The sequence below is a fragment of the Mesorhizobium sp. B2-3-12 genome, assembly GCF_006442205.1.
Classification (GTDB): domain Bacteria; phylum Pseudomonadota; class Alphaproteobacteria; order Rhizobiales; family Rhizobiaceae; genus Mesorhizobium.
On the sequence record NZ_VFVR01000004.1, the window covers coordinates 1 to 14,011 of the forward strand.

Consider the following 14,011-nt stretch of genomic DNA (forward strand, 5'->3'; position numbering starts at 1 on the left):
CGATAGGATCAGGTCGTGATTTGACATTTGCGGCGCGGGACTGGGATCTAGGATGGCCGGGTGCGGATAGAATTCGCGCCCGGCTGTTCCCGTCTACTTCTGTGCTTCGGCCGCGTCGGCCATCGCATTGGCGCCGTCCTCGGGTGACATGTCGGGAGTCGCCACGAACTCCGTGATGGCGTCCATGATCGCGCCGCGCATCTTCTGCGGGATGGTCATATTGTGCGCCATCGAGCGGACCAGCGTGCCGTCCTTGATCGAGGCCTGCAGATCCTTCTGCGAGAGCTGCTGGCACGGATTGAAGCCGTTCGACAGATCGATATCAAGGCGCGCGGGGATCGAGCCCTTGGCCTGGTTGAAGACCGTCTGGAAGTCCGGCGACAGGATCAGGCTGGCAAGCAGCTTCTGGCCGTCGATGTAATCCTGGTCCTTTTGCTTGAAGAACACGACCGAGTCCGAGTTGAGGATGAAGCCGGGTTTGCCCCAATCGGTCGGTGCCTGGGCGCAGACATAGTCCGTGCCTTCCTTGAAGCCGGCGGCGGTCAGCAGGCCGATTGTCCAGTCGCCCATGATGTGGAAGGCCGCGTCACCCTTGCCCACGAGCGCCGACATCGAATCCCAGTCGCGGCCAACCATGCCCGGATCCATGTACTTGGTTGTCATCAGGCGCATCTGCTGGAAGGCCTTGACCATCCCCGGGCTGCGCATGGATTCGACATCGCCCTCGACGAAGGCCTTGCGATAGAGATCGATGTCCTGGCCGTAGAGCACGACCTCGAACACCGTCGAATCCGTCCAGTCGGCGGTCGAATGCGAGATGCAGATCTTGCCGGAGGCGATAATCTTGTCGCAGGCTGCATTGAATTCGGCCCAGGTCTTGGGCATTTCCTTCACACCGGCGGCCTGCATGACCTTCGGCGAGGCCCAGAGCCAGTTGATGCGGTGGATGTTCATGGGGGCGGCGACCCATTTGCCTGTCGGCTTCATCACCGGAAGCAATTCCGGCGCGACCACTTTCTCCCATCCTTCCGAAGCCGCCAGTTCGTCGAGATCAGCGGTCATGCCGGTCTTGTTCCACTCGGCGATTTCCGGACCTTTCAACTGCACGGCGGGCGGGGCATTGCCGGCGATCACGTCGGCGCGCAGCTTGGCCAGCGTATTGGCTGTGTGACCGGCGATCGAGGTCTGTTCCCACTTGCCGCCCTTGGCGGTGAACATCTCGCCGAGCTTGGCGATCGCCTGGGCGTCCGATCCAGTCGCCCATTGGTGCAGTAGGTTCGTCTTGGGCTCGGCGAAGGCTGCCCCGGCGGCAAAGGTGCATGCAAGAGCGGCCGCGAGGGCGGTCATGACGCAATTCATAGTTTCACTCCCATATGGTGTTGCACGGTTCGTATCGACCGCTTATGGCCGCGGTTTGAGGCCGCCGCCGGCGAGATGCGTTAATCTCGAGTTCTTTCCAAGATGACATATTGGAGCTATCAGTCAACGATGTTTATGTTGGTCCATGACAAAACCCTCGCTTAGAGCCTGGCTGATCGACAGGCCGTCCGCATCGCCGGAGAGCATGATCGTGCGCTGCCTGAGCGAGCGCGGCGCCCTCTCGGCGTCGCAGATCGCACGCGTCACCGGCCTGGCGCGCTCGACGGTCTCAACCGCGCTCAATGGCTTGAGAAAATCGGGCATGGTGATCGACACCCCGACCAGTCGCGAGGGGATCAGGGCTATCGGGAGGCCAGCCGCGGCCGTGACGCTCAATCCGACGGCGGGTACCTGCGTCGGAATTCACCTGGGACTTCACGAGATGCGGCTGATCGTTGCCGATGTCTCGCATTCCGTCATCGTCGAACAAACTATCCCCATGGCACTGGACTACCAACCGCAACAGGCGGCCCAGATGGCCAAATCGGCAATTGCGCAATCTTACGAGGAAAATGGTCTGCCGGTGGCGGGGCTCCTGGGGGTTGGGATTTCCGTCTCTGGTCCTGTCAGCCGCGATGGAATGGTCCTGCGCGCGAGCATCGTTCCAACATGGGCCGGCGTCAACATACCAGATGTGTTCGGACCCATCTTGGAGCAGCCCATCTTCGCCGACAACGAGAGCAATTGCTCGGCCATTGCGGAACTGATGTGGGGTGCGGCAGTCGGCCATGACGATTTCGTGCTGTTCAAGATCGATCTGGGGGTCGGTGGCGCCATTGTCCAGAATGGCCGGCTGGTCACGGGCATTGCCGGCGGCGCCGGCGAATTCGGGCACATCAGCATCGATCCTGGCGGCGATCTTTGTCGGTGCGGCAATCGCGGATGCCTGGAACTCTATGCGAGTTTTGCCCGGCCGCTGGAACAGATTTCGCGTGTTGTGCGGCGGCAGGTCACGATGGACGATGTCATCATGATGGCCAGGGAGGGCGACGTCAGGGCGTTGCGGATGATCGAGGACACCGCCGAGATCGCCGGCCGGGGTCTCGGCTTGATCGGCTCGGTGCTCAATCCGCCGCTCATCATCATCGGGGGCCAGATGGCGTTGGCGGGCGACATTCTGTTGACGCCGCTGATCGCGTCCTATGAACGCCACACGCTCATCAAGTCCCGCGATATCGCTCCGGCGCTTCGCACGCGCATAATCGTTGGCAAGCACACCGAGAACGATGCATTGCTGGGCGCGGTCGGCCTCGTCCTGAGACACCAGACGAAGGAACTCTCGCTCGGCTGATCGGCTTGGGTCACGTCGCGACATGCCTGGGGCCGTCGATCGCCCGCCGACGTCCACGCGGAGATTATGGGCAGCCTGAATGCGGCCATTCATACCAAATGCGCCGGCCGGGCTCTGGACGTGCGCCGGCATGACCGGGGTCGGGGATCGCCGCCAGCCAGACTTCCAACGCCTGCGAGCCACGGACCAGGATTTCGGGTATGGGCCACGCGCTCGTCAAGGTCCCGACTTCACGGCGTTCAATCGAGAGGAGATATGGCCCCGCACCTTTGCTCACGAACGGACAGCCAAAGTCCGTCGTGTCCAAGCACCAACGCTCTCACGCTTGCGGAAACCACGCTCACTGTAGGGCGGATGGCTGACCGTCAGAGCCTCACGAACCGATAGACGAGGCGATCGGTCTCGCCCTTGATCGAGGGATCGAACACCTTGATCGAGTGCGGATCGTCCTTGTTCGCGAGCATGGTGCTTTCCGCGTCCAATACGAAGCCGGCCGCCTCCACCTCCTCGCGAACGGATGCAGGCTCAATCCGATGCAACGACTGGGCGTCGCTCGTGCCGGCCCCTAGGGCGGCGGCGTGATCCACGATGACGTAGGACCCGCCGGGCTTGAGCCGCTGATGGACGGCTCGATTGAAGTCGGCCGCCGTAGCACCCCTGGCCTGGATCAGTGCGGTGTGGAGATCGTGGTAGAACAGGTGCAGCCACAGGACATCCGCTGGCTGCGTGACATCCGGCATCGCCACAAGGTCCGCCGAGACGGCTTCGACGTTCTCTCGGCCCGGCTCCTTCGCCAGCGTCCGCATGCGGCCAACCGGATCGTTCTTGAAATGAGCGACTTCGGCCGGCACGAAGCTGTAGACTCGTCCTTGGGGGCCCACGATGTCCGAGAAGAGACGGGTCCAGTCGCCGTCGCCTGGATAGACGTCAATGACGGTGGAGCCCGCATCGATGCGTGCGAACCGGATCAACTCGGATAGCTTGGATGGGTCGTACATCGGGATCTCCTTTCGGTCTGGACGTTCTTTTCGCTACCCATGGAGATTCTCCATTTCCCACGGATCGGATCGCGCGCGATCCGATCCGTGCGTCCTTCCTCAGTCAAACTTGATCAGATCCTTGAAGATCAGATGGCCCCAGCTGTTTCCGCGGGCCTGGACCAGCAGCCCACCTTCCGACAGCCCGCCAAGTTTGATCGGCGAGAAGCCGAGATTTTCCGCGAGCGCACCAATCTCCGCCGCGGCAGCGTCATCGTCGCTCGCCAGGAACACCACTCTCCTGCCACCATGCACGGCCGGGGCTTGGTCGAGGGTGGCAGCGATCAAATGGTTGAAGCCTTTGACCAGCCTTGCACCAGAGAATGCCTGCGCGATGAACTTGGAAGAAGGCTGTCCTCCCAGTTGCTCAGGGGGCACGCCATAGGCATTGGTTACATCGACGATGGTCTTCCCCTGCCAGGTGGGCAGCGCCTTCGCGACGTCCGGATGCGACTCGAAACGAACTGCCAAAAAGATGATGTCCGCCTTGACGGCTTCCGCCAGTGTTTTGGGAATGATCGTGGGTCCGATCGCGGCGGCCGCGGATGCAAAGCTTTCGGGGTCGCGCGTGGTTGCCACGGATACTTCGATGCCGTTGCGGGCAAACGCCTTGGCCAGGGCCTTGCCGATATTGCCGAAGCCGATGATTGCGTAGCTCATGATGTTTCTCCGATCGTGTGTGATGCCAGGGGTCAGACTTGCGCCAGCCCTCCGTCGACGGCGAGATCCACGCCGGTGATGTAAGAACTTTCATTGGAGGCGAGGAACGTGACAGCAGCCGCGATTTCCTCTGGCTGGCCCCTGCGGCCCATGGGGACCTGCGAGGCGAATTGGGCGGCCGCCTGCTCAGCTTGCTCAGGCGTAAGGCCCGTCGTTGTCGCCAGGGCGGGGGTCTCGATCGGTCCCGGGCTCATCGTATTCACCCTGATCTTGCGGTCCTTCAGCTCCAGTGTCCAAGCGCGCGCGAAGTTGCGCACAGCCGCCTTGGTCGCGGCGTAAACGCTGAACCCGGGCAGCCCCATCACGTTCGAAACCGAAGAGGTCAGGATAATCGAACCGCCGTCCCGGAAGAGGGGAAGGGCTTTCTGCACCGTAAAGAATAGCCCCTTCACGTTCACATCGAAGGTCTGGTCGAAATGCGCCTCCGTCGCCGCAGCGAGCGGAGCGATTGTCCCCGCGCCCGCGTTCGCGAAGAGAACGTCGATGTGACCATGTTTCTCTTTCACGACGGCGTAGAGCCGGTCCAGATCGTCCAGGCGCGCCACGTCGCCGACGACCGCCGTAACGTTTTCTTTGATGGCGGCGGCGGCCTCCTTCAGCTCTTTCTCGCGTCGGCCGGTGATCACGACGTGCGCGCCTTCTTCCACGAAGCGCTTGGCCGTGGCCAACCCGATCCCGCTGCTGCCGCCGGTGATGACTGCGATCTTACCTGCAAGTCTTTCCATGATGTTTATCCTTCGTTGTGCGTGTGCCAGGCTTGGGACCAAGAGGGGGTCAGAGCTGCGCCAGGCCGCCGTCGACGGCGACTTCGCTGGCGGTCATGAAGCTGCTGTCCGACGATGCGAGAAAGGCGGCCACGGCCCCAATCTCCGCCGGATCCGCCATGCGCTGGAGCGGAGTCATCGAGGCGAAGGCCTTCTGGCCCTCCTCGCCCAGCGCTTCCTTCGCGAGTTCGGTCGCCGTCGCCCCGGGCGACAGCACGTTTACACGGATGCCGGTTCCCTTCAGGTCCTCTGCCCAGGTCCGCGCGAGATTGCGCACCGCCGCCTTGCTCGCGCTGTATGCGGTGAATGCGGGCGCGCCCGTCGTGCCGGCGCTCGATCCGGTCAGGATGATCGAACCGCCCTTGCCCATCAGCGGCAGCGCCTTCTGGACCGTGAAGATCGTACCCTTCACATTGGTGTCGAAAGTTTCGTCAATGTGCTCGGGGGTGATCTTGCCGAGCGCAAGCGGGCTTCCCGTCCCGGCATTGGCGAAGACGATGTCGAGGGTTCCGCGCTCGGCCTTCACCGCCGTGTAGAGCCTGTCGAGGTCGGCCAGATCGGACACAGAGCCGTTCACCGCGCGGGAATTGGACCCGAGGTCGGCCACAGCGGCGTCAAGCGCTTCCTGCCGACGACCGAAGATGAAGACGAAGGCGCCCTCCGCGATGAAGCGCTTTGCAGCGGCGAGGCCGATGCCGGTAGCGCCGCCGGTGATCACGGCGGTCTTTCCATTCAGTCTGTTCATGTCATGCATCCTTCGTGGACTTGCTCAGAAACCGGAGAAATGCTTGCCCTCAAGCTTTCCCATGCCTTCTCTTGTCGTGGGTCGGGACCGCATCTGGCCCGAGACCCTCGAAATGGGTCCGGCGGCATCAGTTGTTGAGTGCGCAAGCACGCACATCGGTGGTGCAAAATCGATCCGGGTGACCGACTGACGCCAGCCGCGGCGATCGGTTTCTGCCGTTCGAAATTGGGCCGCGCTCGTCGACAAGGCTATGATGACGGCCGTACTGCTGTACGATGGGCTGGATAAGGGCTTTGAAAGGCGCACCGCGCGGTGCCGGATTGCACCATGATCGACTGGGATGACGTTCGCTACTTTCTTGCCGCCGCACGCGGAGGCTCGGTGCGGGCTGCCGCCAAGCGGCTCGGTGTGAACCACGCGACCGTGCTGCGACGCATCGCTCATCTCGAGGAACGCCTCGGGGCGCAGATGTTCGAAAAGCTGCCTTCGGGCTACCGCCTGACGGCTGCGGGCGAGGAGGTCCTCGATCTCGCGCACCAGATGGAAGCGTCGTCGCACTTGCTGGAGACGCGCGTCTTCGGTCGCGACCAGAGCGCGCGCGGGCTTTTGCGGGTGACGCTTCCACCGTTCCTCGCCACACACTTGCTCATGCCGGATCTTGCCGACTTCGCGCGTTTGCATCCGGACATCGAGATGGAAATCTTGACGTCCGGCGAGGTGGCGAATCTGACCAACCGAGAGGCCGACGTCGCGATCCGCATTGTCGCCGACCGCAAAACCCTGCCGCTCAATCTTCACGCCCTAAAGGGACCGCAGTTGTTCAGCGGCGTCTACATGTCTCGCGATCGACTAGTCGCATTGCGTGCGGGCACGCCTGATCCCATCCGTTGGATCGTCATAGACAGTCATGGAATTCCGGACTGGGCGCGTGACGGAGAAGTTCACACCACGGGAGCTCCGTTCAGGACGCCGGACGCCGAGACGCAGATCATCGCGGCACAGCAAGGGATCGGGATGACGAAACTGCCGTGCTTCGTCGGAGATACCGACCCCCTGCTGGTGAGAGTGCCGGGCACCAATCTGCCCATGCATGGGACACTCTGGCTTCTCACGCAAGGGGAGACGCGCAAGACGAAGCGCGTGCGGCTCTTCACCGAGTTCGTATCCCGCAGGCTCGCCGCGCACGCTCCGCTTCTCGCCGGGCTGTCCATGTCGCGCGACTGACGCCTGGAGCAATTCCAGGAAAAGTGTGTACGGTTTTCCCGGGAGAAGCGCGTAGCGCTTCCCCTTGGGAATTGCGTGAAAACAAAGAGTTAGAGCGGGTCGGCGATTCCATCAGACGCTGAACCGCTCTAGCGGGTCACAGGCGACGCCGGTTGCGGAACCGAGCAAGCAAATGCGGGGATTTGCGTCGAGTGAGCCCTTGCTGAACGAGGGAGAGAGCTCGTCCGTCAATCAAAATTTCGGGTTGGCTTTCCGCCAAGCCTCATACTCGTCATTGGCACTTGGGTGCAGCGGATAATAGCGTTGCAACGACCCGCCTTCCATGAGCTTCGCGCGCGAGAATTCCTCCCAATCGTGATGCTTCCGGGATTCCTCGATCACCTTCGCGGCCATTGCGACGGGAAGCACCACCACCCCGTCGTCGTCGGCGACGATGATGTCGCCGGGGATCACCGTGACACCGCCGCAGGCAATGGGAACGTTGACGGCGTTGGGATAGATGCTGGTTTGCACATGGTAGTTGGGCGTCCAGCCGCGCAGCCAGAGGGCCAGATCGAGCTTTTCGACATTGGGCCGGTCGCGCATGCACCCGTCGATGACGATCCCCGCGCCGCCTCTGCCCTTGAAGTAGGTCGACATCATGTCGCCGAAGACGCCCGAACTCATGTCGCCGCGCGCGTCGACCACGACCACATCGCCCTCCTGCGCATGGTAGAGCACGTGCCGGTGCAACTGTGTCTCCGGATCGGCATATTCTCCCTCGTTGAAAAGGTCGGGCCGCTGCGGCAGGAACTGCAGCGTCAGCGCCGGCCCCACGATCGACTTGCCGTGGTTCTGCGCCACCGGGCCGACCATGTGCGGATTGCGGAAGCCCATATGGCCAAGCGTGCCGGCAACCGTCGCGGCGCCGATCTCGCTTAGCGCGTCGATCAGGTCCTTGGGCGGCCGCGTGATGTCGGAAGTATGGGTCATTGTGGACTCCGATTGAAAGGAAACTACCAGTTCGTGACAGAACCATCGCGGCGCTTGAGGTGGGGCGCTTCCCAGAAACGGAAGCTCTGCGCCTGGACCGCCTCTTCGTTGACCTCGACGCCGAGCCCCGGCAGATCGGTAACGGGATAATCGGGGCCGTCGAGCCGTGGTTGCACCGGAAAGAATTCGGAATTGTCGAAGCCCAGCTTTGTTTCGGGCGCCCTGGTCTCCAGCCACGCGAAATTGGGTACCGCGGCGGCCAGATGCACGGTCGCGGCCGTGCACACCGGACCGAGCGGATTGTGCGGCATCAGGTCCACATAGTGCGCTTCGCTCCAGCCGGCGACTTTCATCGCTTCGGTGAAGCCGCCGACATTGCAGATGTCGAGCCGGTTGAACTGGTGGATGCCGCGCTCGATATAGGGCAGGAACTGCCACTTGCTGGCAAACTCCTCGCCGATGGCAAAGGGGATGTCGATCATCTTGCGCAGGGCCTCGTAGGCTTCCGGCGTCTCGTCGCGTATCGGCTCCTCGAGGAAGTCGAGCACGCCGCGGTCGAGCTTGTTGCAGAAGCTCGCCGCCTCCGCCACCGACAGCCGATGATGATAGTCGATGCCGAGCACGACGTCGTCGCCGAGCGCCCGGCGCGCCTTGTTCAGCATCGTCGCCGTAGGGCCGATCGACTCGCGGGGCTCGAAGATGTCCTTGCTGTCTTGCCCAACGGGAAAGAAGCGGATCGCCTGCCAGCCCTGCGCGCGCAATTCGCGGGCCCGTTCGACGGCCACGTCGCCCTCGGCCTCGTCTCCCGTCGAGGCGAAGGTGGGGATTCGGTCACGCTGCTTGCCACCGAGCAGCTCGTAGACCGGCACCCCCAGCGCCTTGCCCTTGATGTCGTGAAGGGCGATGTCGATGGCCGATATCGCCGCCTGGAGAACGCGTCCGCCCTCGAAATACTGGCTGCGATAAACCTCCTGCCAGATCCGCCCGGTCTGCATCGGGTCGCGGCCGATGAGAAACTCGCGATAGTGCTCGACCGCGCCAGCCACGGCCTTCTCGCGACCGCTCAAGCCGCTCTCGCCCCAACCAGAGATGCCCTGGTCGGTCTCGATCTTGACCAGCATCTGGTTGCGCGTTCCCACCCACACCGGATAGGGCTTGATCGCGGTGATCTTAAGCTTCGTAGTCATCCACGCCCACGTCCCACAAGCGTCCGCCCTGTCTCAGTCGGCCTCGAGGGCCATTTCGGTTTCACCGTCGAACAGATGCATCCGCTCCTGGTCGAACTCGAGCCAGATCCGCTCGTCGGGCGCCACGGCAATGTTCGGCGGCACGCTGACATTGACGATGGCACCGGACAGGAACGCCTGCACGAAGGTGACGTCTCCGGTTGGCTCCACCGTGTAGACCTTGGCCGGGATGCTGCCTGGCACCGCGCTCTTGTGCAGCTTGATCGTCGAGTGGCGTGCGCCGAGCACGACCTTTTTGGTCGCTGCCTTCGTGACCTTCTGGACGTTGCGCGGCGAGAGCCCGAGGCTCCAGCCCTCCGCGCTGGTCAACGCGGTGCCGCCGTTTGCCGTCGATGTTTCCAGCGGAATGAGGCTCATTGCCGGGCTGCCGATGAAACTGGCGACGAACATGTTCACCGGATGGGCAAAGACCTGAGCAGGCGAGTCGTATTGCTGCAGGAAGCCACCGTTCATCACCGCCATCTTGTCGGCCATCGTCACGGCTTCGAGCTGGTCGTGCGTCACATAGATGATCGTCGCCTTGAGGTCCTGGTGGAAGCGCTTGATCTCCGACCGCATCTGTACGCGCAGTTTGGCGTCGAGGTTGGAGAGCGGCTCGTCCATGAGGAACACGGCTGGGTCGCGCACGAGGGCGCGGCCCAGGGCCACACGCTGCTGCTGGCCACCCGAAAGTTCGCGAGGCTTGCGCTCGAGCAGGTGCGTCATGTCGAGCACCCGCGCCGCCTCCTTGACCTTCTTGTCGATCTCGTCCCTCGGCAGTTTGCGCATCTGCAGCGGGAACGCCAGGTTCATGTAAACCGACTTTTGCGGATAGAGCGCATAGTTCTGGAACACCATTGCGATGTCGCGGTCCTTGGGATCGAGGTCGTTGACCACCCGGTCGCCGATGACGATGTCGCCCGAGGTGATCGAGGTCAGCCCCGCGACAAGATTGAGCGTGGTTGTCTTGCCGCAGCCCGACGGGCCGACGAGCGCAACGAACTCGCCGTCGTTGACCGTCAGCGAAACGTCGTTGACGGCCTTGAAGCTGCCGTAGGTCTTGACGAGATCTTTGAGGACCACGTGGGCCATTGGCAACTCCCTAATGCTTGACCGCGCCTTCTGTCAGGGCGCGTACGAAGTATCGTTGCAGGACGAGGAAAAGCACCACGACGGGCACGCTCATCATGAAGCTCGCCGCCATCAGGCCTGGAAAGTCCGTCGTATTTTCCGAGAAGAAGCGCTGGATGCCGACCGGCAGCGTCAGCTGCTCGTTCTTTGAGAGGAAGGTGTAGGCGTAGATGTACTCGTTCCACGCGCCGATGAAGGAATAGATCGCGGTGGCGATGATCCCCGGCGTCGAAAGCGGCATCACGATCATGATGAATGCCTGGAACCGTGTTGCCCCGTCGATGCGCGCCGCCTGCTCGAGCTGCACCGGGATGTTGTCGTAAAACCCCTTGAGCAGCCAGATCGCCAGCGGCAGGCCGAAGGTGAGATAGGTCAGGATCAGCGAGCCATGCGTGTTCACCAGCCCGATCGCGCGCATCAGGATGAAGAGCGGTACGAGAAAGATCACCGCCGGGAACATGTTGCGCAGCAGCACGGCGAAGAACAGGAAGTTGCGTCCCGGGAACGTGAAGCGCGAAAATGCGTAGGCCGCGGGGACAGCCACGATCACGGAAAGGATCGTCGTGACGGTCGACACGAAAAGGCTGTTCCAGAAGAAGCGCAGGAAGTCCTGGCCGACGCTGTTCTGCGGATCCAGCAGCTTCTGGTAGCTGGCAAGCGTAGGCTCGTCCGGCCACCATTGCGGCGGGAATTGCGTCGCCGCGAAGCCGGACTTGATCGAGGTGATCAGCATCCAGATCATTGGCACGGCGGTGTAGAGCAGCATGAACAAGAGGAAGATCCGCCCCGCCCACCGCCATCCGTCGATGCGCATACGGCGACGGGTCTGGCCCCGAGCGGTGGCCTCGGCGATCGTGCTCATGCGCTCCCCTCTTTCCGCTCGTTGCCGCTCAGTGCACGGACGTAGAAGTAGCCCAGCGCCATCAGGATGAGGAACAGGAGCACCGAATAGGCCGACGCCACGCCCCAGCGCTGCCGGCCGAAGGCAAGCTCGTAAATGTGGGTTATCCAGATATGCGATGCGTTCGACGGCCCGCCCGCGGTCATGATCCAGGGGATGATGAAGGAATTGAAGTTGGCCACCGCAAGCAACAGGATCGTGACCACCGAGACGTTGCGCAAGTGCGGGAAGGTGACGTGCCAGAAGCGCTGCCATGCGTTGGCCCCGTCGACCTTGGCGGCGCGCAACAACTGCTCGGGGACTGTCTGGAGGCCGGCCATCATCATGATCATGGCAAACGGGAATTCGCGCCAGATGTTGACGACGATCAGGGAGGGCAGCACCGTGCTGACGTTGTCGATGAAATTGGGCGGCCGGTCGGTCAATCCGAGGCCGACCAGCACCGCGCCGATGATGCCGAAATCCGAATGGTAGATCCACTTCCAGATATAGGAGGCGGCGACCGCGCTGATCACCCAGGGAATGATCAGGATGGCGCGCAGGACGCCTCGGCCGACAAAGTCCCGGTGCAGCGCCAGCGCCGTGGCAAACCCCAGGACAAAGGAGATGAAGGTGGACCCGAATGTCCAGATCAAAGTGTTCCAGGTGACTTTCCAGAACACCTCGCTGGTCAGGATGGTGGTGTAATTGTCGAAGCCGATGAAGGTCTTGTCGCGGAGCTGCAGGCCGGGCGGCGTCTTATAGAACGACAGCTCGATCGTGTAGTAGATCGGATAGGCGATGACGACGAGCATCACGGCGATCGCCGGGAGCACGTATGCGTAGTCGGCGCGATGCGCCCAGATATTCCGCAACGCACCGGATCTGACGGGTTGTAATTTTCGGCGAGCCTCGGTCTTGCCGGTCACGATCGTCACTGTGGCGTGCCCTTGTTCTTCGGAACGAACCGGCCGCGCTCTCGGCGCGGCCGGCCAGATCGGAGGTCAGGTCCGGACTAGAGTCCGCCCATCAGGTCTTTCACCTTCTTGGCCGCGTCGTCCGCTGCCTGATCGACCGTCATCGCTCCGGTCAGGGCATTCTGCAGCATGTCCGGGACGATGATGTTCATGATCTCGGGGGACTCCGGCAGCGCCGGGAACGGGATGCCGTACGGAAGCATGGAGGTCGTGACGTCGAGGAACTTGATATGCTCCAGACGTTCCTTCATCCATTTGGTCTTGAAGCCGTTGAGGTTGCCCGGGTTCGAGCCGGCATAGGCCATCTTCAGCGACCATTCCGGACTCGCCCACATGCAGATCATCGCCTTCGCGGCCGGCTCGTCCACTTTTCCGCCCTCGACATATTCTGGCTTCAGGATGTGAATGTTCGAGCCGCCGAACACGACGGCGCGCTTGCCGTCGGGGCCAGTCGGGATCAGGCCGTAGCGCATGTTGTCGATGACGGTCTGCGCCTTTTCCTTGTCGGTGCCGGTCGCCTTCGCCTGCAGGTCGAGCATGACGTTGTAGTCGGACGGGTGCGAGACCATCATGCCCAACTGGCCGGCGACGAACAGAGGCTGGTTGTCGGCCTGCTGGTTGGTAAGTGCCGAGACCGGGACCGACTTGTCGCGGACATACATATCGTAGGAGGCTTGCAGCGCCGCCTTGCTCTGCGGGCTGTCGAGCTCCACCTCCTTGTAAGTCGGATTCGCCGTGGCTTCGTCGAAGACGCCGCCGCCATAGGCCCACAGCTGCGGCATGAAGCGATAGGGCGTGTTGCCGGCATTCTTGCGAGCCACGAGACCGTAACCGGCAATGCCGAGCTTGTCGTGGATCTGCTTGGAATATTTGACGACGTCGTCCCAGGTTGCCGGAGCCTTGTCCGGATCGAGACCCGCACGCTTGAAGATGTCGGCATTCCAGATGAACGCCATCGTCTCGTTGTTCGTCGGTACGCCGTAGGTAACTCCATCCCAGGTCACGGCCTTCATGGCGCCGGGCCAGAAATCCTCGGTCGAATAGCCAACATCCTCCGGCTTGAGCGGCTGCAGATAGCCCTTCGAGGCAAATTCGGTACCGCCCAGGATTTGCAGACGCACCGCCATCGGCGCGGCATTGCCCAGGAGTGCCGTGCGGAATTTGTCGAGAAGGTCGTTATAGGTGAGGGCCTGTTCCTCGAGCTGGATGTTTGGATAGGTCTTGCGGAAAGTCTCGAAGAAATCCTTGTAGTATTGGCGCAGGAGGTCGGGATCGCCCTCGAACACGCCCTGATACCAGAAGGTCAGTCGCCCCTTGTAATCCAGCGGGGTGACCTTGGCGCAATCGCCGGCCGTATCGAAATCCTGAGTTCCGGCGATGGAGCGCACATATTCGGGCGACCACTTGCTCAGGTCGACCGGTGGCGCACCCAGCGCGGATGTGGACATAAGCGATGTCGTCAAAATACCGACCACAGTGCCGCGCAGGACCGCACTGCCGAGCATGATCCTCGTCATAGGTATCCTCCCTGGTTCTCCGCCCCGCGATCGCGAGGGCGGTTCTTTCAGCATAGTGTATCCTCCCGATCATTTAGTACGTTTTCAGAACATGGATTGCCTGTCAAC

At 62.3% G+C, this 14,011-nt stretch carries 13 protein-coding genes; 2 read left to right on the top strand and 11 right to left on the bottom strand.

The genetic code is table 11. The features are described 5' to 3' along the window. Nucleotides 1-93 precede the first annotated feature (93 nt). Nucleotides 94-1,347 (bottom strand): ABC transporter substrate-binding protein, encoded by a 1,254-nt coding sequence (locus FJ948_RS13400; RefSeq protein ID WP_246677513.1) that lies wholly within the window; start codon nt 1,345-1,347, stop codon nt 94-96. A 157-nt stretch (nt 1,348-1,504) separates the two neighbouring features. On the opposite strand from FJ948_RS13400, the gene FJ948_RS13405 reads away from it, so the two are divergent. Beyond that, nucleotides 1,505-2,710 carry an ROK family transcriptional regulator gene (locus tag FJ948_RS13405; RefSeq protein WP_140705084.1) on the top strand — a complete coding sequence of 402 codons (1,206 nt, stop codon included), beginning with the start codon at nt 1,505-1,507 and terminating at the stop codon, nt 2,708-2,710. 365 nt (nt 2,711-3,075) lie between these two features. Here the strand turns inward: FJ948_RS13405 and FJ948_RS13410 are convergent, their stop codons facing one another. The 4 genes from FJ948_RS13410 to FJ948_RS13425 all read right to left on the bottom strand — a co-directional run bounded on the left by FJ948_RS13410 (nt 3,076) and on the right by FJ948_RS13425 (nt 5,976). Continuing rightward, entirely contained in the window at nt 3,076-3,708 is a 633-nt protein-coding gene (locus FJ948_RS13410) for a class I SAM-dependent methyltransferase (protein WP_140705086.1), read from the bottom strand. Between the two features lie 99 nt (nt 3,709-3,807). Further along, nucleotides 3,808-4,407: an NAD(P)-binding domain-containing protein gene (locus tag FJ948_RS13415; protein ID WP_140705088.1), complete on the bottom strand. Its 600-nt coding sequence runs from the start codon at nt 4,405-4,407 to the stop codon at nt 3,808-3,810. 32 nt (nt 4,408-4,439) lie between these two features. Further along, on the bottom strand, nt 4,440-5,192 hold the full coding sequence (locus FJ948_RS13420; protein ID WP_140705090.1) for a glucose 1-dehydrogenase: 753 nt from the start codon (nt 5,190-5,192) through the stop codon (nt 4,440-4,442). 49 nt (nt 5,193-5,241) lie between these two features. Beyond that, nucleotides 5,242-5,976, bottom strand: coding sequence for an SDR family oxidoreductase (locus FJ948_RS13425; RefSeq protein ID WP_140705092.1), 735 nt, complete (start codon nt 5,974-5,976; stop codon nt 5,242-5,244). A 327-nt stretch (nt 5,977-6,303) separates the two neighbouring features. Between FJ948_RS13425 and FJ948_RS13430 the strand changes: the two genes are divergently transcribed. Continuing rightward, nucleotides 6,304-7,200 (top strand): LysR family transcriptional regulator, encoded by an 897-nt coding sequence (locus FJ948_RS13430; RefSeq protein ID WP_140705094.1) that lies wholly within the window; start codon nt 6,304-6,306, stop codon nt 7,198-7,200. Between the two features lie 231 nt (nt 7,201-7,431). On the opposite strand, the gene FJ948_RS13435 is transcribed toward FJ948_RS13430, so the two are convergent. The 6 genes from FJ948_RS13435 to FJ948_RS13460 all read right to left on the bottom strand — a co-directional run bounded on the left by FJ948_RS13435 (nt 7,432) and on the right by FJ948_RS13460 (nt 13,903). After that, nucleotides 7,432-8,172 carry a ribonuclease activity regulator RraA gene (locus FJ948_RS13435; protein WP_140705096.1) on the bottom strand — a complete coding sequence of 247 codons (741 nt, stop codon included), beginning with the start codon at nt 8,170-8,172 and terminating at the stop codon, nt 7,432-7,434. A 23-nt stretch (nt 8,173-8,195) separates the two neighbouring features. After that, a complete protein-coding gene (locus FJ948_RS13440; protein WP_140705098.1) occupies nt 8,196-9,359 on the bottom strand; it encodes a mandelate racemase/muconate lactonizing enzyme family protein in 1,164 nt (387 codons plus the stop codon). Between the two features lie 33 nt (nt 9,360-9,392). Then, nucleotides 9,393-10,490 (bottom strand): ABC transporter ATP-binding protein, encoded by a 1,098-nt coding sequence (locus FJ948_RS13445; RefSeq protein WP_140705100.1) that lies wholly within the window; start codon nt 10,488-10,490, stop codon nt 9,393-9,395. A 10-nt stretch (nt 10,491-10,500) separates the two neighbouring features. Next, entirely contained in the window at nt 10,501-11,391 is an 891-nt protein-coding gene (locus FJ948_RS13450) for a carbohydrate ABC transporter permease (RefSeq protein ID WP_140705102.1), read from the bottom strand. After that, complete coding sequence (locus tag FJ948_RS13455) at nt 11,388-12,347, bottom strand: sugar ABC transporter permease (RefSeq protein WP_140705104.1); 960 nt, start codon at nt 12,345-12,347, stop codon at nt 11,388-11,390. Before FJ948_RS13455 ends, FJ948_RS13450 begins: the two co-directional genes overlap by 4 nt. 77 nt (nt 12,348-12,424) lie before the next feature. Next, nucleotides 12,425-13,903, bottom strand: coding sequence for a sugar ABC transporter substrate-binding protein (locus tag FJ948_RS13460; protein ID WP_140705106.1), 1,479 nt, complete (start codon nt 13,901-13,903; stop codon nt 12,425-12,427). Between the last annotated feature and the right edge of the window lie 108 nt (nt 13,904-14,011).